Consider the following 26,264-nt stretch of genomic DNA (forward strand, 5'->3'; position numbering starts at 1 on the left):
TGTATAACATTAATTTGCTTTGGGTATGTAAAACTAACCTCTTACTTCTTCCATTTCTAATTTAACGTTAACCGCTACCAAACCCTGTTCGCGCAATTCTATTTCAAAAATTATTTTCGAATTTATATTAATTTGATCAGATATATTATCTAATTGAAAGTGAATATCCTGGCCATTTTCGTCAATAATGATTCCATGTCCGTATTCAAAGTCAATCTGAGTAACGTCTCCCTTCCTCATATCACCCATTACAGAATATTTTTTTTTATAAATAATTAGCAATTATAGTCATTTTATGTATAATTAAAGATACATGAAATTATTTTTTTGCATAATTATTAATTATGACATATAGGTTAATTATTACAATAACGAATTAAAAGAAAAAGTGAGCGGTTTCGGCGCTATTTTAATTGTGATTAAAATGTTTTTTTTTAATTAGCTGTTTTACAAATTGTTATTATGAATAAAAAAATCTATTTTTATTGAACCAAATCGAGCTTGTGCGTGTTATTTACTGAATTAATCATCCTATTTATGAAAAATCTCATCCAAACTCCAAGCATTAAAGAAGAAATCATCTTATTATCCGAAGAAACAGATCGAAATTATTGGGCTAACCGTTTAGGTGTAAGTTCTGAAGTTTTGAAATCTGCGGTGAGGGCAACAAGAAGCATCATGTTAAATCAAATCGCAGCTTATTTAAACCAGCAAAAGAAAAAAATCAGCATTTCCTGATTAAATATTAGATAATTTTCCATATTCGAATTTGTCGCGCGGAGCTTATTCAACGCTTAGGAATGTCTTCGACAGGCTACAATGACAGATTCTAAAAATCGGCGTCATCTCGACCGGAGCAACGCGTAGTGGAGAGATCTGTGGACTATATTAAAAAGATCTCTCCTCCAAAGGAGTTCCTTTGGAACCCTACGGTCGAGATGACGATTCATTGTAATGATACACCTTCTTCTATTTTACAATTAATACTTTAACCTTCCTGTACAATAAGCCAATAGATTAACTGATTCTTTTGAAATTTTCTTGGGATTAAGGTTATCTTTGATGTTGGCAACTGCGGTTCCAAGCTTCTCTTGCAAAAGATTGAGTATTCCAATTATATTTTCGGGTGCTATGGTTAAGGATAATAAAGGATAATATTTATTCTCCAGGTCCTTTTTCTGATTATTTGTCGCCAAATCTAAAGTCCATTCTTCAGTTGCTGAAAAACCATATTCGTGCCGTGTATTATTAAGTTCGTACAAAAAAACTTTTGCCTGAACTTTCGGATCGTTACTTGCCATTTTTACCTGGCTTTTTTGCAAACAGATCTGTCTCAACCTTTGCCGACTTACCTTTTCCGGATTGATAATCTGAGGGTGCTTTCTTGTTTACACTTGCCTCTTTCTTTTTGTCTCTACTCATCTTTAAATGATTACAGTGTGATACGACCAATCATCATTGCATAAACAATTCGGTGATTGGAATAAAAAATACTCATCTAAAATTTAAGATTAGAGAATACCGTAATGGTACATCAGTGAGAGAAAATTGGTTTAATAAGATTACTGATATAATCAAATATACATTTATAATAGGTTAAAATCGTCATATCAATATCGTTATCGAGATATATTTTACCTGCGGTAACGGTGCCAAACCCTATACCATTTTTTATTGTTGGGATAACTGCGATGTGAGGTTCGGTTATTTACAAGAATAGCAACCAAGAGTAAAATGCTAGCACCAGATAAGACCGGGCACAGTACATAAAAATAACCTAACGATTGTATTTTAGCCGAACCAATATTGGCGATAAGTGCTGTAGCTCCGCCAGGAGGATGCAGTGTTTTGGTGATCTGCATCAATACAATAGATAAAGAAACGGACAAGGCAGATGACAACCACACTTCTCCAGGAATAAGTTTATGAATGGTAACACCTACTATAGCACATAAAACATGCCCTCCAATTAAATTCCTAGGCTGTGCCAGCGGGCTATTTATAATCCCATAAATAAGTACCGATGAGGCTCCAAATGAACCGATGAGAAACAGATTATCGTTGGCGGTAAAGTATTTAGAATGGAGTAAGCCAATAATGCCAATGCCTAAAAACGCTCCAATAAATGTCCAAACATGTTCTTTAAAATCGATTAAAGTTTCTTTGTATACGATGTATTTTGCTGTGCGAAGGTGTTTTCTTATGCGTTTTCTCATAACCTGTACTGGAGCGCGTGCAAAATTAGCAAAATATTAAAGGGAAAAGAGAAAGCTTTAGAAATAAAAAAGGGCTGAAAATTAATTTCAACCCCTTAAAATGATTATTATTCTACTTTATTTTTGAGACTGTTCAGGCGCTTTTCCGATCAGATCCATAAACTGATCTAACTTAGGCGTAATAATGATCTGTGTACGCCTGTTTTTCGCTTTCCCTCCTGCTGTTGTATTATCAGCAATTGGATTGAATTCACCGCGTCCGCCTGCTGTTAATCGCTTAGGGTCTACAGCATATTTGGTTTGCAATACCTGAACTACTGACGAAGCACGCAAGGCACTTAAATCCCAGTTGTTTCGGATATTGGTCTGCGCGATAGGCACATTATCGGTATTACCCTCAATCAGCACATCATAAGTATCGTAATCTTTAATGATTTTAGCAATTTTGTTTAAAGTTTCTCCTGCTTTATCAGAAACTTCGTAACTACCTGATTTATACAACATATTATCAGCCAAAGAGATATATACTACGCCTTTAAGCACCTGTACATCAACATCTCCCAACTCTTCTTTACTTAATGATCGCGTCAAATTATTAGTCAACACCATATTAAGCGAATCGCTTTTGTTTTTGGCATTTACCAATTGCTTGATGTATTTATTCGAACTGTTAATTTCATCAACCAGTTTCGAAATGTTAACATTGCCCTGGCTACTAGAATTTAAACATTTGTTCAATGCATCCTGCAATGCAGTTACATTGGCTTTTTCTGAGGCAATCTGTTCTTCTAAACTTTTAACCCTGCTGGTGCTTCCGCTAAGCTCGCGTTGGCTATCCTGGTATTTATTACTTAACTCCTGGTTTCTTTCTCTCAACTTGGAATAGGTATCCTGAAGTTCTGCATATTTCTTATTGCTTACACAACCAGCTGCAAGCGCAAGGGTAAAGAGCATTATTGGAATTGATTTGTATAATTTCATAATCTTATTTTTATTTATTGATAATAGGTTAACAAATTCCTTGCCGCAAAGTTTAATACCGGCCTGAACCGATGTTAAAAAGCGTTAATCTTTACCGAATCGAAGCTAGCCAGAGCTTTATACGCTCTTAATCCTATACTACCTGATCGATATTGACTATCTGTTGCAGAAAGAATAGGTTTTGCAGACCCGTTTATAAAAATATCAAATTCATCTCCCTTCGCCACTATTTTTATAGTATACATTTTGTTCATTTCAACAGGATATTTTCCTGAACTTATAACGGTCCATTTTTGCCCGTTAGCTTTCCCTAGCAGTACTGTTCCATTGGCCTGGTCTAAACCCACATAATACCCTTGGTAAGCATCGGCGCCTATTGCCGGATTAGCAACCCTGAACATTAAACCTGCATCGCCGGTAGTATTGATTTTAACATTTGCCTGATAAGTAAAATCTTTAAAATCTGTTCCATTAGCCACATATTTAGATCCATTTATGCCATAACCACCAGAGCCTGCATTTGATGCAGAATTAACCTCTCCATCTTTCCAAAACCAGCCACCGCCATAAAAAACCCAATTGCTGGCCATTCCCCGATCAAAATTTTCGACCAAAGCCTTATTTATTTTTTTTGACTGGCCGATTACAGGAAAACAACTTAGGCGTATATTTTCAGATCCATATGGCACCAAAATAACTTCTTCCTGCTTTTCGGTTGAGGGAATTGGACTAAAAGGCACATCAAAAGCAGCTACTTTGTTGTATCCTAGGGTCCATGACGGAATCTTTTTTGCCTGAACCTTTAATTTAACTGGTGCATTCACTGCAATAAAAGGATTTTCGGGCATTGTACCGCTCACCACACTAACATTGCTTAAGTTACCCTTATCTAACACTAAACCATAATTCCATGCCGATTCCGGACGAATTTCGTAATCTGTAAAGCCAGCAACCGGATGCGTTTTGGTTACCTTATTTGCTGCCTTAATTTCTAATGCATATACAATAGGTCCACGTTCTACACTAACAGAATTATTAACTTGGGCTTGAGTAGTAATTTGCATCGGAAAATTCAGTTCTAATTGATCCTGATCTTTCCACTCGCGGGATATGGTAAACATTTCACCAGCTTTTACGCCTTTTAATAGCGTTCCATTTAATGTAATACCTGGTTTTACACTCCAGGCTGGGATTCTTAAAATCAATGGAAAGGATGTAGAAGTGCTAAGCCCTATTTTTAACCTGATCTTTTCTTCGAAGGGGTAATTGGTTTCTTCAGTAATTTTTATTTTTTTTTTTTCGGCTACCACAGTTTCTATCTCCATTGGGCCATAGGTAATTACTGCCAGGCCTTTCTCTGGAGTAGCCACAACACTACTTTTCACAAAATAAGGCCAGCCCATGTGCATATTATAGCGGCAGCAGCCATAACCAGAATAAGGACTGGAAACAATACCAGAGCTATAATCTTGATTAAAGCCATGCTCGCCATGAATGCTTTGAACCTGATTGGGTAATGTGTAATATGAATGGTTTTTAAAATCGCGGCTAAACTGGGCTGGCAAAGCATTAAAAGCTATTTTTTCCAATTGATCGCCAATTCTTGCATCATGAATAACCTTTGCCGCAGTTTCTAAACTCTGCATCCACTCTACCACAGTACAGGTTTCTACGCCTTCTATGCTGCTTGTACCTGCCAGAAATTCAGTTCCTGAGCCTAAACCTTCTGGCTGACCATGGTCGTGCATAATGTGCATTATACCTTTGGAAAATGCTTCAAGATTAGATGAGCGATCTTGAAGTTGAGCATAAAGCACTGGAAATTTTAAGGCTTGAGCTACATTAACCATATGTTTTGGCTGAAAATCATCACCAAAAAAGTAAAACCCGTTGTTGCTATAAATATCGATCCAAGGGTATGCCTGTTGTTTTAACTTTTCTACGAGTCGTAATAAATCCTGATCACCGGTTTTATTGTAAAGCCACATGACTATTTCCATATTATCGCCTGCTCTCGATTTACCCCATTCCTTTAATGGATCAGCATCGAGGTTATTGAGTTCATATTTAAAATATTTTGACAGAAAAGGAATTACCCTTTTATCATTTGTAGCCTCGTAATAGCTTTGCAAAGCATACATCATTGGCATACGTGGCCACCAATCTTTCATTTTAGGCGGGCCGAATAATCCGTTGGCTTGCTGATTGTTTAAAGTCCACTCGATATACTTTTGTGCTTTTGCTTTTAGTATTGGATCGTCTAAGGTATAGGCCAATGCTACTAAACCTTTAACATAATATGGCACCCGCTCCCAGCCATTTCCATCGCCTCCCAGCCAATCGGAGTTTTTGCCCAGATTATCTTTTTCTGGATATAACTCTTCTGCCATTCCCGTTGCACCATCTCTTTGCTGTTCTAGTTGCTTTAACAACCATCCTTTGGCTTTTATACTTCCAATGGGCAATTGCACATAAACATGCTGTTTTAAGGGTACTTTGTTGAATTCAGTTAAATTCTGAGCATTTAAAGTATGAATAGATAGACAGGAAACCAGAAAATAGATTGAGGTAAATATTTTTTTCATAAAAGGACTATTGGTTAGATAATATTTTATAAAACTAATAAATATGAGTGAATATTAAAACGTTTTAGTAACCTTATATTCAAACAATTAAAAAAACACTATTAAGTTGGTTAAAGCAAACTTAAACGCTGAGCATGAAAACTGAAAGATAAATAATTATACAGTTTGCAAAGCCTGAGGTTTACACCAGATTGTGATATATACCTATTTTTAACTCGCCAGGGTAAGGACCAGGATTGTTCGCCCACCAAGCTTTTGGTTGAAACGGAGATTAGTTCTATATTAGATCCAGAGAGCGTTAATTTAGAATCGGGGGATAGCCATTGGTTATTCCCCGTTCTTATTTTTAAGCAGCTATTTTTATACTGAAATACTTGTACAACTGGCAGAAATTACTTTCCAATCTTCACTCACTTTAGCCCAAACCCTTAACCATTGATATTTGCCGTTAAGCAAAATATCTGAATAACTTCCCTTAATAAAAAGACTTGCAGAAACAATAACAATTGATTCAAAAACACGCATTTCCCGTTTGGATACTTTGATTTTGGCAATTTTGATCATGCCACTCCGGTAGGCATCCAGATCCATCTCTTTATCCAACACATTTCCATACTGATCATGAAAAAGCATTCCATCGGCAAACAATAAATCGAGTGTGTTCAGGTCTGTTCTTTTAAACCCATCTAATAATTTTTCTTCTAGGTCGGCAATCAGGAGAATGGTTTCCTGGTCTGATAAAATATTTGGCATAATTTCCGGTTAGCAGGTAAAAATATAAAGTAAGCCACAAAGAATGGCGTAACTTTAAATATTGCCTGCATTACACGGTTTTAGCCACACAGATTGCACAATTTTATCAATTATCTCTTTGCAAAGGTAAGGCCCTGCCAGGTATCTGTTCTGAATGGTGATGCTGGCAAGCCATCATTACTAACCAGGTTACACACAGGATTATTTCCCCACGCATAACGAACCGCAACAGGATTTGCCACCTGATCGCTACTTACTATGATCTGATTCCCCTGGATGTTTGCTTTGGCCCAATAAAATTTCTTGTCTGCTCCAGCAATGGCAAAACCGGTTAGTGCTGCGCCATCTGCGGCTTTTAATCCATTTTCTGTATTGCCAAAAGTTAAACGGATCTGTTTCCCTTCTACTTTATTGGATTGATAAACGGGGCCAGAATAGTTTATTTTCTGACCATACGTTTTAGCCAGGGCAATTAAGGCTAACCTTCTACCCACCTCTTGTTTGTTTTTAGGATGAATATCTTTTGCATCACCGATATCAATAATGGTAGCCATGCCGGTATTTGGCAGTGCAAGTGTTTTTTGTTGGGCTTCTCTAAGCTCTGCCCAGGCAGATTCTACAGGCGCATGATCAATCTGCATAAAATTAGCCAGTTGAACGAAATAGAATGGAAAATCTCCCTGCCCCCATTTCTGGCGCCAATCTTTAATCATCGTTGGAAATAATTCGCGGTATTGGTAAGCTCTATCGGCATTACTTTCTCCCTGATACCAAATTGCACCTTTAATTGAAAACTGCAGGTAAGGATGAATCATTGCATTGTACAATACGGTTGGTCTGTTAGGGCCATTTTCTTCGTAAGGTTTAGCTTCAACATTTTTAAAATCTACCCCCACTTTGTACTTCCAGTCGCCAGCTAAAGAAATTTTCTCTGTTGTGTTGTTTGTTAAACTCAAATCTTTGGCATTGCCATATATACCGCCGCCACCGCCACTATCAAAAACCCTAACGGTAATGGTATTTTCACCTATTTTGAGCAGGCTTGCAGGTATTGTGTATGTTCTACCCACATTATATCCCACTGTTTCACCTACTTTTACTCCGTTTACGAAGGTAATATCGTTATCATCAATTGTACCTAAATTAAGTTTAGCACCATTTGTTTTCCAGTTTTCGGGGATATTAACCTTTTTTGTAAACCATACTATACCATCAAAATTTTTAAGTGCTGCATCTTCCCACAAGGTCGGCAAAGCCATGCTTTTCCAGTTTGTGGTTTCTGCCAAAGCCCATTTTGTTTCGCCAGCCTGATAACCCGAATCTTTCTCTGTTGTCATTTTAATCCAATTCTGCAATTTTTCTTCGTAAGAAACTGTTGAAGGATTTTTAGCTAATTTTTGTATCTTATCAACTGCAGCAGAAAAATCGGCCATTTTTTTAAGCGATTCGGCACTTGTCCAGGCTTCAGCAATTGTTCCTCCCCACGAGGTATGGATTAGGCCAATAGGGATTTTAGTTTTTTCATACACTTCGCGGGCGAAGAAATATGCGGTAGAAGAAAACTCAGCAATATATTTTGGACTACATTCCTGCCAGCCACCATTGGTCACTTTGGCGTCGTTAAGCGGAAAACTACTGGTAACATGTTCTGCTTGCAATAAACGGATGTTTGGATATTTAGCATCAGCAATTTCTTTTTCGCTATTGAGGATTTTTCCCCAACCTGCAAGTGGCATTTCCATATTCGATTGGCCTGAGCAAATCCAAACATCGCCTATTAATACATTGTTTAGCACAAACAGTTCTCCATCGGAAATGGTGATGGAATATGGACCGCCATAACCTGGTGTTGCCACTTTAATTTTCCAATTGCCACTGGCATCGGCAATAGCCCCATAATTAACTTTATTCCACGAAACCGTTATCTTAACCGCTTTACCGGCTGTGGCCTTACCCCAAATGGCTGCATTTGTTTTTTGCTGCAAAACCATATTGTCGCTAAATACCGACGGCAATAAAATTTTTGACTGTACGAGTAGCGAACTGAAGAGGAATAATGCGATAATGAGTATAGACTTTAACTTAGAGATGCTCATATTTTAACCTATTTTTTGATGATTAGAAAGCGAATGTACATTTTATGTCTGTCAACATCAATATATATGTCTGCTCTGCACAAATTTATGATAAAAATGAGGCAAAATTCAATCAATTAGTTTGGGTAAGAATATCATTTTGCTTATTTTGCAGGTCTAAAAGAACAATTCTGGATTTAAGTTTGATTTAACCGGATGTTCTCTCAAATTACTGAATTAATGGTTAAGATTTTTATAGGTGGCCTTCCTGACAATATCCAAGAGATGGATTTGGCAATATTGGTTAGCCTTCATGGTAGGGTAGAAACGATTAAAATTGTTCGCGATAGAGCTACTGGCAAGTGTAAAGGCTATGCTTTTTTAGAAATATACAGTTTACCGGATGCTAAAAATATTGTATCTACCTTAAATGGAGAAACTTTTAAAGGCAATGTCATTACAGTTAAAATATCGGAAGAGGAAAGTGGTGTTCCGGCAGCAAAGCCAAAAACCAACCAACCTTTTAAAAGCAAAAGACCCAGGCTACAGCGTTAGTTTCTTATTAAGGCTTTCTCTTGCCTGCTTTGCTATAATTTTCCGGTATCTTAAAAGGTATTGTCCCGTTTCAACAATTAATTAGCGTTTCCTTTTTGTTGACCATTAAGGATTTCTCTATAAAATTTAAATGTATTTGTCGCAATAAAATTCTAGACATCCCCCTATTTCATCGATTAATTTATTTCGGCCAGAAACTTTTTAATTCAGTTCTAAGCCTATATTTTGCATTAAGTGTTTCGACATCTATTAAAAACACGTTTTGCAGATATGGAAAATTATGCCATTGTAATATTTATTTTAGCTGTGATGATTGGCCTTTCTGCTGTTGCCGATCGAATTAAAATCCCCTATCCTATTTTATTGATTGTAGCTGGTATAGCAGTGGGTTTTGTTCCGTCTTTACCATCAATTGACATTAATCCTGAAATTATATTTTTGATATTCCTACCACCATTGCTTTACGATGCCGCTTTTAATATCTCATTCAAGGAATTTAAAACCAATATCAACACCATATTTACATTGGCCATTACGCTGGTTTTTATCACCGCTATTGGTATTGCTGTGGTTGCACACTATATGATTCCGGGGATGAGCTGGCCGGTGTCTTTTGTATTAGGTGCAATTCTTTCTGCTACTGATGCTGTTGCTGCCATGAGTATTACTAAAGGTTTGGGTTTATCTCACAAAACAAATACCATATTGGAGGGCGAAAGTTTAGTTAACGATGCTTCTGCACTGGTAGCGTATCGTTTTGCGGTTGCCGCGGTAACCGGAACTGCCTTTGTATTTTGGAAAGCATCGCTTGAATTTGCCATTTTAATGGTTGGTGGATTCTTAATCGGCATGGTAATATCGAAAATTCTCGCCTTCATCATCAACAGAATACATAGTAACCGTTTGGCTACCATCAGCTTGATGTTATTGATGCCTTTTGTTACCTATTTAATTGCGGAACAAGTACATGTTTCTGGTGTTATTGCAGTTGTTATTTTAGGATTGGGCATTTCGAGGTTTAGCAATAATGTATTTCCTGAGCAACTTAAAAACCAATCAAAAAACATCTGGGACATCATTATCTTTTTATTGAATGGGCTGATTTTCATTTTAATTGGGTTACAATTCCCTTATGTGTACAAAAACATTAACAATGCCGATATTTTACTTTACATAGGTTATTCGCTGGTGATTACCATTGTTGCGCTGTTATTAAGAATAGCCCGTGTTTTCCTACAAAAATTCAATCTTCAAAAAGCCTTTCAGAAAGGGAAACACCGTATTACAGCGGATGCATTGCTTGATTTCAAGAACAGTTTGATTATCAGTTGGTCGGGCATGAGAGGTATTGTTTCTTTGGCCATTGCAATTGGGTTACCAGCTACTTTATCGGATGGAAATGCATTTCCACAGCGTAATGCTATTATATTTATATCTGTTGTAGTGGTATTGTTTACTTTAATCGGACAAGGACTTACCTTGCCATGGTTGGTGAAGAAATTGGCTACTGAAGATAAATAACTGGTTATTAGCGTAAATTATAAAGCAATCATTAATTTTAGCTTGTTTTATAGGAAAGATGCTGAAATAAATCCGATAGTATCGGATCAGCATGACGATTGCAAGAGAGAATCGTCTACCTGAACTTGTTTCAGGATCTTTTAGGATGGTAAGCTTTATCATTAAGGAATTAAGAACATTAAGGTTTAAATTTAAAAGTGATCGGATATTTTAAACCAAAAAAAAGGGATAAAATCTAATGACTTTATCCCTTTCCCATTTTGTACACTATCGTTTACCAGTATACACTATAAAGTGCTACCAATAATCCGATGATGATTAATGCCCCTACTGCAAAACTGGTAGAGGTTTTGAACATTTTAGCATCGATAGCCAGTCCTTTAGCTTCTGCCTTAACTTTGTTGCTTGCTAAACTGATGATCACCATACCAAGGATACAGAATACAAATACAAAGCCCATCCGATCTAAAAATGGAATTTCGTAAACACCCGCTGCATTTTTAACAGAGAAACCCATTCCTGATAACCATGAAAGATCGGTAAGTGTAGGCAAGAATTTAAGTAAAATCGATAAACCGAAACCGCCAATTGTAGCAAATAGTGCTGCACTTGAAGTTGTTCTTTTCCAAAAGAAACCTAAAATAAACATGGCAAAAATACCTGGAGAAACAAAACCTGTATACTCCTGGATATATTGGAACCCTCCTTTTTTATCGATTCCTAAATGCGGTGCAATTAACACGCCAAGGATCATCGCTACAATAATCGAGATCTTACCTGTTGTTACTAAATTTTTCTCGGTAGCATCGGTCTTTAATACTTTCTTGTAAATATCCAGCGTAAAAATAGTTGCAATACTGTTTGCTTTACCAGCCAAAGAAGCTACTACTGCCGCGGTTAATGCGGCGAACGAAAGTCCTTTTAATCCGGCAGGAAGCAAATTTAGCAATACCGGATATGCACGATCTGGATTTACTGATCCATCTTGCAGCATTTCTGCTTGAAAGGCACCATCTTTATATAAAACATAAGCTGCAATACCTGGTAACACGACAATAATTGGCATTAATAATTTTAAGAATGCCGCAAAAAGAATACCTCCGCGGGCAGTCTCAAGATTAGCACCCAAAGCACGTTGAGTAATGTATTGGTTACAGCCCCAATAATTTAAGTTCACAATCCACATACCGCCTACAAGCACACTTAAGCCAGGTAAATCGATATAATTTTCGTTATCTGGTTTTAAGATCATGTGGAAATGTTCAGAAGCTTTTGAAGTCATTAAGCTATAACCTTCAAAAATACCTGTCGTTCCATAGTGGGTAGAAACTAAGTTTAAAGCCAAATAAGTAGTGGCCAAACCACCCAGAATTAAGAAAAACACCTGAATAACATCGGTATATCCAATAACTTTCATTCCACCTAGTGTAATAATAATAGCAAAACCTGCAATGGCGTACATACAGAAGCTTAAATCGAAACCAGAAATACTACTTACTGCTAAAGCACCCAGATAAAGAATTGAGGTTAAGTTAACTACAACATAAAGCAATAACCAGAAAACAGCCATAATCATGGCTACCGTTCCGTTATAACGCTGATGTAGGAATTGTGGCATTGTAGCAATTTTGTTTTTCAGGTAAACCGGAATAAAAAACACTGCCACAACCACTAAGGTTAATGCGCCCATCCATTCGTAGGTTGCAATGGCCAATCCCATTTTAAAACCTGATCCGCTCATACCGATAAACTGCTCTGCAGAAATATTAGATGCAATTAACGATGCGCCGATTGCCCACCAGGTTAAAGAGCCTTCAGCAAGAAAATAATCTTTAGAACCCGTAGATTCTGACTTTTTCTTGTTGTAAATGTAGAGCCCATAAGCGGCCACAATAACGAAGTAAATTGCAAATACAATGTAATCCTTCGTGTCTAATAAGTTATTTTTCATTGATTTATTTTGGTTAGTATACCTTGGGTTATTTAAATTTTAGCTGTATAAGCTGGTTCCATTATCAGTTTGAACGGTATAGGCACCAAGCTTGAGTCCGAACTGCAATGAATATTTTGAAGATAACTCTTCAATTAAATCAGCAATTTTTTCTTCTTTAACAATATTGATGGTACAACCACCAAAACCACCGCCCATCATCCTCGCACCTAACACATAATCAAGAGGTTTAACCGCATCAACCAGGAAATCTAATTCTTTACAGCTCACTTCGTAATCTTTGCTTAAGCCCTCATGGGTTTCAAACATCAGTTTGCCCAAACCTTGCAGATTACCATTTTCCAGTTGCTCCGCAGCGGTTAATAAACGGCCGATTTCTTTCACTACAAAACTACATTTGGTGTAAACTTCCAGATCTTTTGGTTTAACATGGGTTTCTAACATGGCCAAATCCACATCGCGAAGCGTATTTACATTTGGATAATGTTCCTTTACCCAGGCAACACCTTGTTCGCACTGTGATCTTCTTTTATTGTAGGCAGAATCGGCAAGTGCGTGTTTTACATTCGTATTTAAAAGCAAAAGTTTATAGCCATCCAGCTTTAAAGGAATGTAAATGTGTTTCATCGATCTGCAATCGAGCATAATAGCCTGATCTTTCTTACCAAATACAGAGGCAAACTGATCCATGATTCCACAGTTAACACCAGCAAAAGTCTGTTCTGCCTTTTGTGCAATCAATGCGATATCCATTTTCGGAACAGAAAGCGAAAAAAGTTGATCGAGTGCAAAGCCGGTTGCACATTCTACAGCAGCAGATGACGATAGACCAGCGCCCAAAGGCACATCACCATCGATATAAAAGTTAAAGCCGCCCAACCGATGGCCCCTTTCTTTTAACTGATCGGCAACGCCTAAAATGTAATTGGCCCAACTATTCTCTGATTTTTTCAGGCTTTTGATCGATGAAATATCAAATTGCTGATAACTTTCTGAAAATAAATGTATTTCATCATCTTCTCTTTTTGATATGGCTACATAAATGGCTTTATCAATGGCAGCAGGCATTACAAAACCGCCGTTATAATCGGTATGCTCGCCAATAATATTGATTCTTCCAGGCGAACGCACTAAAATAGGCTCAGCGTTGAAAAGTTTTTTAAATGTATTTTTTAAATCCTGTGCATTCATTACTTAATATTTAATCTTCAGTTTTGTTGATTTTATAGTGGATTGCAGACATCTCTTTTAAACGGTTAGCGGCAAATTCAGGGGTAATATCGCGTTGAGGGTTAGCCAACATTTCGTAACCGACCATAAATTTTTTAACTGATGCCGAGCGCAACAACGGTGGGTAAAAATGCATATGCCAGTGCCATTCAGGGTAATATCCATTGTTTACTGGTGCCTGATGCATGCCGGCAGAATACGGGAAAGAAGTTTCGAAAAGGTTATCATATTTAGTTGTTAACACCTTAATCGCTTCAGCTAACGACTTCTTCTCAGCTTCTGTAAACAATTTAATACTATTCACATGGCGTTTACTGATAATCATGGTTTCGTAAGGCCAAACTGCCCAAAAAGGAACAAGTACCACAAAATGATCGTTTTCGAATACAATACGCTCTTTTTTCTTTTGCTCCAGTTTTAAGTAATCGCCAAGCAAACTTCTTCTGTGAATAGCGTAGAACGTTTTCTGACGTTCGGTTTCTTTAGCAATTTCTAATGGAATATCACTCTGCGACCAGATCTGACCATGTGGGTGTGGATTACTACAGCCCATTATTTCGCCTTTATTTTCGAAAATCTGAATGTATTTGATCCAATCATTTTCGGCAAGGTTATTAAATTCATTTTGCCAAACATTTACTACAGCAGTTATGGCTTCGACACTCATTTCGGGAAGTGTGAGGTTGTGTTTCGGACTAAAACTGATCACCCTGCAAAGTCCTCTCTGATTATTGGCTACCAATAAATCATCTTCATTCATATTGCCAGCAGGCGTATCTTCAAGCAATGCAGCAAAATCATTGTTAAAAACAAAGCTTTCGGTATATTCTGGATTGCTATCGCCATCTGCCCTGCCATTACCAGGACATAAATAACATTTAGGGTCATATTCCGGACGGTTATCTGACGTTACATCTTCAACCTTACCCTGCCAAGGCCTTTTAGTACGGTGCGGAGAAACTAAAACCCATTCGCCAGTTAATATATTTAACCTGGTGTGTGGATTACTATCGAGTTCGAATGTTTGGTTCATTTTATATTTTCAATTGGTTAGAGAAAAGAAAGCATTTAGCTTAATCTATCTAAGCTGCCAAATTATAAAATTATTATTAATTGTCAAAAAGACAATTAATAATAATTTTTATTTTCGTGAAAATTTGAACATATTAAGCCTTTAAAATCTCGGATAAAAAATGATTGAATATTCTGGGCAGCCACATTATCTGGTTGCTGTTGATTGCATCGTGTTTGGGTTTGATGGTGAACACCTTAAAATTCTGTTGGTTAGGCGGGGTTTAGAGCCCGAAATAAACAAATGGAGTTTAATGGGTGGTTTTGTGGGTGCAAATGAAAGTCCGGATGATGCAGCGAACAGGGTACTCAAAAAAATGACGGGTTTGGAAGGTGTTTACCTGGAACAGATGCAGATTTATGGAGAACCTGGCCGTGACCCAATTGAAAGAACACTTTCTGTTGGATATTTTGCCCTTATTGATATCCATAAATATGAGGCACAGTTAAATGATGATTACGAAGCAGAATGGTTTTTGATCAACGATAGGCCAAAACTTATTTTTGATCATAACCAAATGGTTGCCGATGCCCGAAAAAAATTAAGGTACAAGGCTGCCCTCCATCCTATTTTATTTGAAATGCTTCCTAAAAAATTCACCATCCCACAATTGCATATTCTTTTTGAGGAAGTAAACGATACTAAAATCGACACCAGAAATTTCAGCCGTAAAATTACCTCGACTGGATTATTGATTAAACTGGCCGAAAAAGATAAATCGGGTTCAAAAAAAGGTGCATTTTATTTTAAACTAGATAAAAAAAAATACAGTGCCAATGCGCAGGCTTTCTTAAACTTAATGCCTAATTTAAAGGTTTAAATTAAATTTCATTGTATGATTAGCCTATTGTTCTTCATAATGATAGGTTAATCCTCCATCTACAAAATAAGTTGATCCTGTTACATAAGCGGCATCATCAGAAGCAAGGAAAGCCACTACTGCTGCAACATCTTCTACCTTACCCATTCGTTTTAAAGGGATATTTTGAAGTACTTTTTCCAGCTGTTCTTTATTATTCAATAAATCTTGATTAATCGGCGTTGAAACAGCTCCAGGTGCTACGTTGTTGATCCTGATGTTAAACTTGGCTAATTCTGAAGCGAGATTTCTGGTTAACATTTTTAAACCGCCTTTACTTGCACAGTATGCGGTAAAATGTGGAAATGCGATTTCTTCATGGACAGAACTCATATTGATTACAGTTCCGGCAACCTTACTTTTTCTACAGTAATTTACAAACGACTGGATGCTAAAAAAAACACCTTTTAAATTTGTATTCATGATCAGGTCGTAATCTTCTTCCGTAACTTCCCAAAAGTTGGCTTTTTTTTCTACACCCGCATTATTTATCAAAATATCTAAATGACCAAATACGGCCACGGCATCGGTTATCAATTTAGTGGCTTCTTTGGCTTTACTTAAATCGGCTTCCAAAAAAGCTGCTTTTCTACCCATGTCCTGTATTTCTGCGATAAGTTTTTCGCCCCTTTCATCAAATTTATGGCCATTTAAAATAATATCACAGCCATCTTTGGCCAACCTTAAGGCACACGCAGCACCAATTCCCTGACTGCTTCCGGTAATTAAAGCAATTTTGTTTTCAAAACGGTTCATAGTAAATTGTTATAATACATAAAGGAAATTGACATGAATATGTTTGAGTAAAATTGAAGTTAAATTAGACGGATTAACGCATTAAATATAACTTCTTCAAAAAAACACCGTTATAGCTGTAATCATTTATTAGTATGTTTGGGCAACAAACACACAGTAAACTTAAATTAATCTTAAAACATGAACATTACCAAAAACCTTTTATTTACTACGCTCCTAGCTTTGTTTACCCTTACAATGTACTCTTGTAAAACAAAAAAACTGGTAGCAAAACCTGCTCCAGCACCTGTTGAAAAGCCAGCACCACCGGTAGAGGAGAAAAAACCTACGCCTGCCCCAGAGAAAGAAGAAGCTCCGGCACCCGCTGAAAAACCCAACTTCAACTTAGACAATATCCAGTTTGAGTTTAATTCCTTCGTACTTAAAACATCATCATTCGCTATACTGGATAAAGCAGTTGCAGAAATGAAAAAATCGCCTACCACCAAATTTGTACTTAACGGACATTCATCTGCTGAGGGTACACCCGATCACAATATGCAACTTTCTATCGACCGTGCAAATGCAGTAAAATCGTACTTTATTAACGCAGGTTTAAATGGAAATAATTTCACTGTTGTTGGTCATGGCGAAAAAGAACCAATCAGCTCGAATGATAGTGAAGAAGGTAGAATGGTGAACAGAAGAACTGAAATAAAAGTTCAGAATTAATCTTTAAAATATAATAGAAAGCGCCATGGTTTAATTTCCATGGCGCTTTCTTATTTACAACCCGGTCGTCCTACCGGACTTGTTTCAGCCGTTCGACTACGCTCAGGGTGACAAATGGAAAGGCATCTATTTCTGATACACCCTAACATAATCGACTTCCATCCTATTGGGAAATTTAGTATCATTTAACGGGCCACCGTTCATACCGCCCATGGCCAGATCGAACAAGATGTAATGTTGTTGTTTAAAAGGATGAAAATCTGAGCCATCATCATTTTTAAGATCGCTTAAATTGGTTTTATTAAGGAGCATTCCATCTACAAATAAGCTGATGGCTTCGCTATCCCAGTCCATGCGCCATATATGAAATTCTGCTGCCCATTTTTTTCCACCCAATTCGGTAATGGGCTTGGTATTGCTAAACCATTTCGCCTTTTTATCAGGTCCTAAACTTGCAATATTGGCCAATAATTTTCCCTGATAGTATTCCATAATATCGATTTCACCGTTCGCAGGCCAGCGGCCTTTTACGCCCAATGTCCAGAATGCAGGCCAGAGCCCATCCGAGATATCAATTTTTCCTCTCATTTCGAATCGACCATACTGCCAGCTCTGTAAACCTTTGGTAATGATACAGGCTGAAGTATATGCTATATCTTTTGGTTTTTTACGCCATTCGTTACTTCCTTCTACATATAACGGGTTAGGTTTTACTTCTTTCCGTGCTTCGATAATCAACTTACCATCTTTGCAGAAAGCATTTTCGGGCTGATACCATTGCAGCTCTTCATTACGCACAAACCCTTTCTCATAGTTCCAATTGGCTGGATCGGGAGCGCCATCTTTGTTAAATTCATCATTCCAAATTAGCTTATAACCTTCGGATGAGTAGATATTGGAAAAATTCTGTTCCTTTTTTACTGCGCAGGATTGTATTAAAATAATTATCGCTACAATAAGGAAGAATGGGATTCTATATAACATCGTTTTTTTGATCAACTAATTTAACATTATTCTTAAATAAAAAATTCTCTGGGTTTTCTTTTCAGAAAGCCCCAGAGAATAAGAAATTAACTTAAAAAAAACTGCTAAAGTGATTTAAGCATTACTTCTTTTACAATCCAAAACTGATTACCCGATGCTGTCGTCATTGTGGCGAGAAAGCCTAGTGAAACTGTTGTTGATTGGGTTAAAGTAAACTGAAACTTGTTATTCGCAAAATTGGTATAGCCTAATGATGTGGACACATCGGCTACATCGGGCAGGGTATTTCCAGCTGCTGCTACGATGTAAACCGGATCCTTTGCTTCATTTTTGGCCATGGTAATTTCGAAACTGTAACTGCCCGCCGGAAGCGTAAAAGTTTGGTATATTTTACCATTGGTAATTTGTGCAGTGCCGTCCCAGCCCATTTCCATGGCAAGGCAGCCTCCCTGATCAGAACACCATCCTCCTAAACCACCGTGGTTTTTAACATTTGCAGTAACCGTCCAGTCAGCGATATTACGCCACCTGCCACCGCTTGCAGCAGCAATAAAGGGATTTCCCTTGTTCTTAAAATAGGTTGCCGTAATATCAGCACCTACACGCTGTGTTTGAAAAGCGGTAGAAAAGGTATCAATAGAAACGGTATCGGGCAGGAACAGGGTACGGTACCTTAAACTTGTACCGGGTTTAATATCCGGTATGGCCGTTGTGGTTTCATCGATTTTGGTCCTGATTTTTTTAATTACATTACTTAAGCTGGTGTACTCTACTTCTGTTGCAAATACCCCGGTTAAACGATCCATGCCCTGCCAGGTAATGGTTGTTGCACCACTGGCGTTGGTAAATGCCGATTCGATAGGCCGGTTAAACAACGATGACTGATACCTTGCGCCATAAGATCTTCCGGTTTTATATACCGGAATAGATTTATTTCCTGCTGCATCGTAAGTATAAATCTGGAAGTTCTGCACGCCTTCCTGTACGTTCTCTACAAAATATTTCAGCGTATCGGTAGCGTATTTTTTCTTTACAGGTATTACTACCGAATCGGCCCTGTTGTTCCAGAATATTTTGCATTGGGTTACTTTCGGATCGGAAAGAAATAAGCCCCTGATGTATACCCTGTTATTCCCCGACATTATTTTTACCGAATCTAACTTTCCGGTATAAGAAATCTCGCCTTTTTCGGTAAACTTTTTGTAATCATCAGATTTGGTACAGGCCATAAAAGTACCTGCCCATGCGAACATAAAAGCTAGTTTTAGGGTTCTGATATATGTTTTTTGATTATTCATTTCTAAATGCTGTTTAGTAATTATCTCGGATCGCCATAAAGCTGTACTTCTGATACGCTCATGAATGTATTACCCTGCCAATTGTTAATGGATTTAATGCGGATGTACCTCACCTTTTTCAGGCCCACAGCAAAATTGTAGCTGATACCAGCATTTGCGAAAGCATAATCTTCGCTGGTTTGCACACCATAAGCACTTTTAGAAGGTTTTGTAGAGCTGTATTTACCTAACATTACCCAGTTGTTGAAACTGCCATCGGCCGGTGGATTATCGGTTCCCCAGATTTCGAAATCTTTTAAATTACCACCATAATAATAGGTACGGCCGGCATTTAAGTATTCTGGATAATTCCATACTACAATACGGCTCATGGTTGCCACTTTACCTAAATCGAAGGTTACCCATTGCGGGGTAAGTACCGATGGTTTGGTTAAACATACGCTCGGCCAGTCGATAATGTTGCCATCCCACATTTTAGCTACACCAGTACCGCTATATTCCTGTGGGGTATCGGTTGGCAAAATAACTTCTTTGTAGCCTGATTTTGGAAGCGCTGTTTCATAAAGCGGCTTCAAGGTAGTAAAAAGGGTATCGCTATAATTTAACCACCTATCGCGTATGGTAATGGCAAATTTCTGGCTCAGGGTATCCAATCCTCTTACCGATTGATCGATATCTATTGCCGAGGTGTAAATGTTTTTAGCGGTAGGCACATACTTGCCCTTCGATAAAATCAAAACCTCTATGGCCAGGTCGGCTTTGGATGGATTACTTCCTTTAAAATTTAAACCACCAAAATCAGCTACTGCCTTAAGGCTCCGGTAAACACCCCAAATGGGATTTTCGAGCGGTTTAACCTTAACAATAGTTGGTTCGGAAGAAGTCTCACTCCTGTTTACCGCATAAATTTTCACTTCGTGTTCGTTGGTATCGCCAAAGCCTTCCACCAATAAAGTATTGCCATAATAAGATGTTTTTACTTCCATTTCCTGCCCGTTTGCCAGGTAATAAACCGCTTTAACATACAGCAAATCTTTATCGGCGGGTAAGCTGAAAGTAATGCTGGCATTGCCCGGACCATTGGTAACCGAAACATTGGCTACTTTACCCGGCGGCGTGGTATTATTTTCCAACGGGCCTAACTCATCCTCCTTACAGCCTGAAAAGGCTATGGTTAAACTTAACAGGAATAACAGGAGGTTTTTATTTATTCTTTTCATATCGAATATTTTTAATCATCAGTTAATACTACCAACCTGGGTTTTGAACCAGTTTTGGGTTTACAGTTAAATCATAAGTTCTTAAGGGCCATAAATAATCGCGCGGGGCCACAAAATTCTGGTTAAAAATGGTTCTAACACGGTAATATTCAGCGGCAGTTGGCTGGTAAACGCTCCATCCGGTAATAGATTGATTAAACATTTCTGCAGCACGTTTCCATCGTTTAATATCCCAGTAACGGCTTCCCTCAAATGCCATTTCAATCAATCGCTCCTGCTGGATAATTTCGCGCATGCCATCTTTTGTGGTGTATTTACCCGGGTTGTTTGAAAAGTTGGTCCATGCGTTTTGTACGGTTGGTAAACCAGCCCTTGTTCTGATGCGGTTAATGTATTCGTAAACATCAGCCGATGGTGCTGCCAGGCTTTCGTTTAATGCTTCGGCATACATCAGATAAAGATCGGCCAATCTTACCTGTGGCCATGGATAATCGCGGTAACTGGCACCATTTGTACCGTTAATCATGTTCCAATCGACCAGTTTTTTGATAAAATAACCTGTTTCGTTGTACCAGCCGAAGTTGTTTGCACCTGCCACCTGGTTAGATTTACCTTCTAATACGAAAGTACCTTCATCCGAATTGGTCGGGCTATCGTATTTATACCAGATTCCGCCATCAAAACCTAAATCGGCATAAAACCTTGGCTCCCTGTCGAAATTGATCCTTGCAGTGGTATAACCTTCTTTTACGTAAAAGCGTTCGCTTTTAACTGCGGTACGCAGCGTATATTTATTGGTAAAATCGAGGGTTTTATCTTCGTTAATGGGCACTCCGTTTTTGCTGTAAAACATTTCAGCAATTTTTAAAGGCGGGGCCAGTTGCTGCCTTGCGCTACCTACTACAACCGTTAAAGCCAAACGCGGCATTGCTACCCGCTGCATATTGAAAGTTCTGCTGTTTGGGTTTGCCCAAACATGCTCCAGGTTGGCATTGAAACGCTCCGTTACTGCTCCCTTAATGGTAAGTTGCCTAAGTGTAGTATCCGATAGTTTGAAAGTAGTACCCGGAAACTGGTACAGCTTAAAGCCGGCAGCTTCTGAAGCATCAATAGCTGCTTTGGCCGCATCGGCAGCTTTTTTCCATTTATTGGCATCGTAAGCGGTATTGAACAGCATTACCCCGTCTTTATCCCTAAAGTTACTGTAGTCGGTATTACCGTTAAACAAAGGACTTGCGGCTGTTAATAAAAGCTTGGCTTTAATGGCCAATGCAATGGGTTTGGTAATGCGCCCCAGTTCGGTACTTTTATCGGTAATAATTTGCGGCAAACCCGGAATAGCCTCATCCAGCAAACCCGATACATAGTTTACACATTCATCAAAAGGCATCCGCTTTACCCGTACTTCATCTTCGCTGGCACTGATGCCTAAGTTTGTATCGATAATCGGAATCGGACCATACATCCGTAGCAGGTAGAAATTATAATACGCTTTTAAAAATTTCACCTCAGCAATCCAACGCTGGCGTTCGTTTAAACTCAGATCAGGAATTTTACTCTGGTCCTGTACATTTTCCAAAAAGATATTGCAGTTTCTGATGGCTTTAAATAAACCATAATCTCCGCCAGGATTATCATTGTAGTTGTAAACGTGACCACCACCCTGATAGCGGCCATTCCATGCATCTAAATATGGGTTTTCTGCTCCCTGTCCACCTCTGGCCATTCTCCAGCCATAAGAAATAAATTCCCTTTCATCCAGCGAAGTCCAGATTTCATCACCTGCCATAAAACCGGCATTTAACAAGGGGTCTCCATCTTTGGGTAAGAAAGAATAACAGGTAAACAGGTATTTTTCTGCTTCGTTCCTTAAAGTAAAGGCATTATCGATCGTAGCCACATTATCGGGAACGATATCGAGGTATTTTTTGCAAGAGCTCACCGATAAAACGATAACCAGTGCTGCCAGTGTTAATTTGGCTAAACCTGCCTTTGCCGTGTATTTTCGAAATAAAATATTATTGATTTTCATATTGTTATTTTTAAGCTCAATGGTTAGAATGAAACATTTAAACCTAAATTGTATACGGTTTGAACAGGATAGCCCAAGCCGTTTCCACCCATTTCAGGATCCCATAGTTTGAAGGCACTTATGGCCCCAAGGTTCGTAGCGTTAGCGTAAATACGCGCACTGCTTAAACCCAGTCTTTTCTGCAGTTTGGTTTGCAGATTGTAGCCCAACTCCACACTTTTCAACCTTAAAAATGCTCCATTGCGCATCCACCAGGTTGAGGTACGGGTATTGTTGTTTACAAAATTAGGGCTTAAACGTGGCCAGAATGCATAACTATCGCGATTCTGCTCAGACCAGTGACTATCGGCAATAACTTCCAGTAATCCGTTCTGCGTAACATTAGGATTGCCAGATTCGTTATTAAGTACAAAAGGAGAAATATTACCTGGATTGATGAAAAATGAGGACCTTGCCGAGCCTTGAAAAAATGCCGATATATCGAAACCTTTAAAACCAAACGTACCGCCAAAACCATAAACAATTTCTGGACTGGTAGGTAAGCCAATTGGCACCTGATCTACATCACTGATAATACCATCACCATTTACATCTCTGTACTTGATATCACCTCCACCATAATCTAAGCCTGGTACGCCCGAAAACTGAACCGGCGAGTTTTTAGCTTCTGCATCATCAATAAACAAACGCTCTGCAATGTAACCGAATGCCTGGGTAGTAGGCAAACCAATGTGGTAACGGTAAGTTTCATTGGCGTTAAATGAAGGTTCATCATAAATTAAGATTTTATTGGTAGCGTAGGTAAAGTTACCGCGCAGCTGCAAGAACATGTTGTTGCTGAAAGACTTGTTATAACTGGCAGAAAAATCGACACCTTTACTTTCCGCCTTGTTGGTGTTGGCCCTTACAGAAGCCTGTAAGCCCATGGTGCTTGGTATAAATGTCCTGTCGGTTAAAATGTTCGAACGTTCGTTTTTATAAATATCGAAGGTTAGGTTTAAACTATTGAACAAGGTCATGTCTAAACCAATATTGGTTTGTTTCGATCGCTCCCATGTAATTAAAGGATTTGAATAGCGCGATATCGAAATACCATCACGGTAGTACAAGCCATCCTCTCCAAACCTTGCACCAAATGTGCCATTGTTCATGTTTACTTCCGAAAGATAAAAGAAGCGGTCGGCAGCATTACCAATCTGATCGTTACCTACCAAACCATAAGTAGCCCTCAGTTTTAAACTGTTAATTACACTGGTTAAAGGCTTAAAGTAACTTTCGTTCGAAATGATATAACCTAAACCAAACGACGGGAAGAAACCAAAACGGTTATTTTCGGCAAAACGCTCCGAACCGTTGTAACCAAAGTTAAACTCGGCCAGGTAACGGTTATCGTAACCGTAAGTAGCTCTTCCTGATACCCCCTGGTTACGCGATGGCAAAGAAAGCTGTAGACTACCTGGGTTTGCGGCCAGATAATTCCTCATGGTGGTAATCAACATAGCCCCTACCGCATGTTTCTCTTTAAAAGTACGGTTGTAGTTGGCTGAAAACTCTGCATAAAATGTAGAATTTAAATCTTTTGTTCCTTCTGAATAACCTAAATATTCGGTACCTACCGGACCAATAGATAGTGCACCCCCACCGTTGATGAGGCTAAGTCCGATTGATTTGTCTGGCTGTTCAGTAGCAGAATAATAGAAAGGATTATAAGCACGTGAAATATCAAAATACGAATATCTACGGGCATAACTCATCATTCTAGCGGTTAAACCAGGTGTAATGAATTTTAAATCCTGCTTAATTTCAATCTGCGTTTGCAGCGTCGAAGCATTTTTATCCTGATAACCTTTTACCATTTCGGCATAAGGATTCATATATAGCCCGCCCCTTGGCGAAATGGCATTACCAAATAAAGGGTGGTTGCTAAAAGGCGACAAACTTGCCGGATAAACTGCAGGGAACATTACCGGGTTAGACCAAATTGCCCTGTTAAAGGTTGCACCGCCGCCACCTACTGGCCCCGTATAATCATCAAACTGACCATAAACACGGATAATAGCTTCAGTAGTATTGGTAAGGTTAATGTTTACGTTAGAACGGACGGAATAATTCTTTAACTTGATATTACTATTAAAATTATTTAGATCGGCAACTTTTAATACCCCGTTATCAATATTATAAGTACCAGCGATATAATAGCTTGCTTTGGTACCACCGCCCGAAATGTTGAGGTTATACCTTTGGTTGATGGTATAATCTTTAATCAATTGCTCTATCCAGTTGTTGTTAGGGTAAAGTAATTCGTTTTCGCCTGCTGCTGTAGCGTCTATTTTGGTTTGCAGATATGGCAATATGGCCAGCCTGTTCCGCGTTAATGCCGCTTCGTTGGCCAGTTTCATGTAGGTAACGTTATCGGCAAACTGAAAGTTTTTTGTATTTGACGATAATGAAGATTCGGCCCTGAACCCAAATTTTGTTTGTCCTGCAACACCAGATTTAGTTAAAATGAGTACTACTCCGTTAGCTCCCCTGGCACCGTACACGGCCGATGCTGTAGCATCTTTAAGTACGTTAAAGGAAGAAATATCATCAGGCTGCAAACGTGCCATATCGTTCTGGCTTGATTCGATACCATCGATCAGGATTAATGGATCTTGTTTACCAGCACCGAAAGTACCTAAACCACGGATAAAAAACTGTGCATTATCTGCGCCTGGCTCGCCACTCCGCTGGTAAGCAATCATACCGGCAACCCTTCCTGCCATCATGGTGGTTAAGTTACTGGTTGGGCCTTTAAGCTCTTTCGGATTAATGGCCGTAATAGAACTGATTACACTTGTTTTTTTCTGTGTACCAAAGCCTACAACCGCTACCTCATCCAAAGAGTTGGCATCAGACTGCAGTGTTATATTAATTACATAAACACCTTCGGCATTTTTATCATAATTGGCAATGGCAACATTTTTGGGTTTGTAACCCACTAACGAGAACAATAATTTACCTGTTCTTGGTAATTTTATGGTATAACGTCCAAATTCATCGGTTGATATTCCACGATTGGTACCCGAAACTTTAACATTTACACCTGGCAAACCGCCAACGGTATCTTTTACTACGCCTCTTACCGTTACATCTGTTTGTGCAGATGCGGTTAGGCAGGAAACTGTAATCACGAAATAGATCAAAAGCTGCAAGATTGATCTAAAAGCAATACCCTGCTGATGGAGCGGGATTTTCTTCGGTAATTTTTTCTTCATAAAAATGGTTTAAATTGGTTAGCACATCAATATCAGGCCAGATAGATTACCATCATATTGCACTCGTAGAGGCATTAGGTAGTTATCCAATCGAAATATTCGTCAGTATGGTTTGGGAAATAGCACAATGCCCTTATCCCTGGCAATTGGTTTTGGTTAGTGTGCTTTTATAAAAAGCACTAATGTTATTTTATTTTGCCAGAGGTTT

22 protein-coding genes are annotated in these 26,264 nt (G+C 38.5%); 5 read left to right on the forward strand and 17 right to left on the reverse strand.

Annotation, left to right across the window (positions count from 1 at the left end; all coding sequences use genetic code 11):
• Positions 1 to 33 precede the first annotated feature (33 nt).
• Positions 34 to 240: a hypothetical protein gene (locus AC1RJ8_RS02065; protein ID WP_492952012.1), complete on the reverse strand. Its 207-nt coding sequence runs from the start codon at positions 238 to 240 to the stop codon at positions 34 to 36.
• A 297-nt stretch (positions 241 to 537) separates the two neighbouring features.
• Between AC1RJ8_RS02065 and AC1RJ8_RS02070 the strand changes: the two genes are divergently transcribed.
• Complete coding sequence (locus tag AC1RJ8_RS02070) at positions 538 to 738, forward strand: DUF3606 domain-containing protein (protein WP_492952011.1); 201 nt, start codon at positions 538 to 540, stop codon at positions 736 to 738.
• 242 nt (positions 739 to 980) lie between these two features.
• Here the strand turns inward: AC1RJ8_RS02070 and AC1RJ8_RS02075 are convergent, their stop codons facing one another.
• From AC1RJ8_RS02075 to AC1RJ8_RS02105, 7 genes are all read right to left on the reverse strand, one after another.
• On the reverse strand, positions 981 to 1,301 hold the full coding sequence (locus tag AC1RJ8_RS02075) for a hypothetical protein (RefSeq protein ID WP_492952010.1): 321 nt from the start codon (positions 1,299 to 1,301) through the stop codon (positions 981 to 983).
• Positions 1,291 to 1,422: a hypothetical protein gene (locus tag AC1RJ8_RS02080; protein ID WP_262711735.1), complete on the reverse strand. Its 132-nt coding sequence runs from the start codon at positions 1,420 to 1,422 to the stop codon at positions 1,291 to 1,293. Before AC1RJ8_RS02080 ends, AC1RJ8_RS02075 begins: the two co-directional genes overlap by 11 nt.
• A 212-nt stretch (positions 1,423 to 1,634) precedes the next feature.
• The gene (locus tag AC1RJ8_RS02085; RefSeq protein WP_492952009.1) at positions 1,635 to 2,216 is read right to left on the reverse strand and encodes an HPP family protein; all 582 of its coding nucleotides are present in this window, start codon (positions 2,214 to 2,216) and stop codon (positions 1,635 to 1,637) included.
• A 117-nt stretch (positions 2,217 to 2,333) separates the two neighbouring features.
• Complete coding sequence (locus tag AC1RJ8_RS02090; protein WP_057934262.1) at positions 2,334 to 3,197, reverse strand: OmpA family protein; 864 nt, start codon at positions 3,195 to 3,197, stop codon at positions 2,334 to 2,336.
• Between the two features lie 74 nt (positions 3,198 to 3,271).
• The gene (locus AC1RJ8_RS02095) at positions 3,272 to 5,782 is read right to left on the reverse strand and encodes a beta-L-arabinofuranosidase domain-containing protein (RefSeq protein WP_492952008.1); all 2,511 of its coding nucleotides are present in this window, start codon (positions 5,780 to 5,782) and stop codon (positions 3,272 to 3,274) included.
• A 360-nt stretch (positions 5,783 to 6,142) separates the two neighbouring features.
• A complete protein-coding gene (locus AC1RJ8_RS02100; RefSeq protein WP_492952007.1) occupies positions 6,143 to 6,535 on the reverse strand; it encodes a nuclear transport factor 2 family protein in 393 nt (130 codons plus the stop codon).
• A gap of 110 nt (positions 6,536 to 6,645) precedes the next feature.
• The gene (locus AC1RJ8_RS02105; RefSeq protein WP_492952006.1) at positions 6,646 to 8,631 is read right to left on the reverse strand and encodes a sialate O-acetylesterase; all 1,986 of its coding nucleotides are present in this window, start codon (positions 8,629 to 8,631) and stop codon (positions 6,646 to 6,648) included.
• 219 nt (positions 8,632 to 8,850) lie between these two features.
• On the opposite strand from AC1RJ8_RS02105, the gene AC1RJ8_RS02110 reads away from it, so the two are divergent.
• Entirely contained in the window at positions 8,851 to 9,165 is a 315-nt protein-coding gene (locus AC1RJ8_RS02110; RefSeq protein WP_492952005.1) for an RNA recognition motif domain-containing protein, read from the forward strand.
• A gap of 270 nt (positions 9,166 to 9,435) precedes the next feature.
• The gene (locus AC1RJ8_RS02115; RefSeq protein ID WP_492952004.1) at positions 9,436 to 10,686 is read left to right on the forward strand and encodes a Na+/H+ antiporter; all 1,251 of its coding nucleotides are present in this window, start codon (positions 9,436 to 9,438) and stop codon (positions 10,684 to 10,686) included.
• 274 nt (positions 10,687 to 10,960) lie between these two features.
• On the opposite strand, the gene AC1RJ8_RS02120 is transcribed toward AC1RJ8_RS02115, so the two are convergent.
• Genes AC1RJ8_RS02120 through AC1RJ8_RS02130 form a run of 3 tightly spaced genes read right to left on the reverse strand, consistent with a single transcriptional unit; the run spans position 10,961 to position 14,900 of the window.
• Positions 10,961 to 12,637, reverse strand: a complete 1,677-nt coding sequence (locus AC1RJ8_RS02120) for a sodium/sugar symporter (RefSeq protein ID WP_492952003.1) — start codon at positions 12,635 to 12,637, stop codon at positions 10,961 to 10,963.
• A 39-nt stretch (positions 12,638 to 12,676) separates the two neighbouring features.
• Positions 12,677 to 13,828, reverse strand: a complete 1,152-nt coding sequence (locus AC1RJ8_RS02125) for a galactokinase (protein ID WP_492952002.1) — start codon at positions 13,826 to 13,828, stop codon at positions 12,677 to 12,679.
• 10 nt (positions 13,829 to 13,838) lie between these two features.
• Positions 13,839 to 14,900, reverse strand: a complete 1,062-nt coding sequence (locus tag AC1RJ8_RS02130) for a UDP-glucose--hexose-1-phosphate uridylyltransferase (RefSeq protein ID WP_492952001.1) — start codon at positions 14,898 to 14,900, stop codon at positions 13,839 to 13,841.
• A 160-nt stretch (positions 14,901 to 15,060) separates the two neighbouring features.
• Here AC1RJ8_RS02130 and AC1RJ8_RS02135 point away from each other — a divergent pair, with 160 nt between their 5' ends.
• Positions 15,061 to 15,759, forward strand: coding sequence for an NUDIX hydrolase (locus tag AC1RJ8_RS02135; RefSeq protein ID WP_492952000.1), 699 nt, complete (start codon positions 15,061 to 15,063; stop codon positions 15,757 to 15,759).
• Positions 15,760 to 15,783: 24 nt separating this feature from the next.
• On the opposite strand, the gene AC1RJ8_RS02140 is transcribed toward AC1RJ8_RS02135, so the two are convergent.
• Positions 15,784 to 16,554, reverse strand: a complete 771-nt coding sequence (locus tag AC1RJ8_RS02140) for an SDR family NAD(P)-dependent oxidoreductase (RefSeq protein ID WP_492951999.1) — start codon at positions 16,552 to 16,554, stop codon at positions 15,784 to 15,786.
• A gap of 180 nt (positions 16,555 to 16,734) precedes the next feature.
• Here AC1RJ8_RS02140 and AC1RJ8_RS02145 point away from each other — a divergent pair, with 180 nt between their 5' ends.
• Positions 16,735 to 17,265: an OmpA family protein gene (locus tag AC1RJ8_RS02145; RefSeq protein WP_492951998.1), complete on the forward strand. Its 531-nt coding sequence runs from the start codon at positions 16,735 to 16,737 to the stop codon at positions 17,263 to 17,265.
• A gap of 126 nt (positions 17,266 to 17,391) precedes the next feature.
• On the opposite strand, the gene AC1RJ8_RS02150 is transcribed toward AC1RJ8_RS02145, so the two are convergent.
• The 5 genes from AC1RJ8_RS02150 to AC1RJ8_RS02170 form a co-directional block, all read right to left on the reverse strand.
• Positions 17,392 to 18,249 (reverse strand): glycoside hydrolase family 16 protein, encoded by an 858-nt coding sequence (locus AC1RJ8_RS02150; protein ID WP_492951997.1) that lies wholly within the window; start codon positions 18,247 to 18,249, stop codon positions 17,392 to 17,394.
• A gap of 104 nt (positions 18,250 to 18,353) precedes the next feature.
• A complete protein-coding gene (locus AC1RJ8_RS02155) occupies positions 18,354 to 19,547 on the reverse strand; it encodes a DUF4998 domain-containing protein (protein WP_492951996.1) in 1,194 nt (397 codons plus the stop codon).
• A 20-nt stretch (positions 19,548 to 19,567) separates the two neighbouring features.
• Positions 19,568 to 20,767 carry a DUF5000 domain-containing lipoprotein gene (locus AC1RJ8_RS02160; protein ID WP_492951995.1) on the reverse strand — a complete coding sequence of 400 codons (1,200 nt, stop codon included), beginning with the start codon at positions 20,765 to 20,767 and terminating at the stop codon, positions 19,568 to 19,570.
• A 28-nt stretch (positions 20,768 to 20,795) separates the two neighbouring features.
• Entirely contained in the window at positions 20,796 to 22,799 is a 2,004-nt protein-coding gene (locus tag AC1RJ8_RS02165; protein WP_492951994.1) for a RagB/SusD family nutrient uptake outer membrane protein, read from the reverse strand.
• Positions 22,800 to 22,822: 23 nt separating this feature from the next.
• Positions 22,823 to 26,056 carry a SusC/RagA family TonB-linked outer membrane protein gene (locus AC1RJ8_RS02170; RefSeq protein WP_492951993.1) on the reverse strand — a complete coding sequence of 1,078 codons (3,234 nt, stop codon included), beginning with the start codon at positions 26,054 to 26,056 and terminating at the stop codon, positions 22,823 to 22,825.
• Positions 26,057 to 26,264: the final 208 nt, after the last annotated feature.

It is taken from the genome of Pedobacter sp. GW822-FHT03F06, assembly GCF_058801365.1.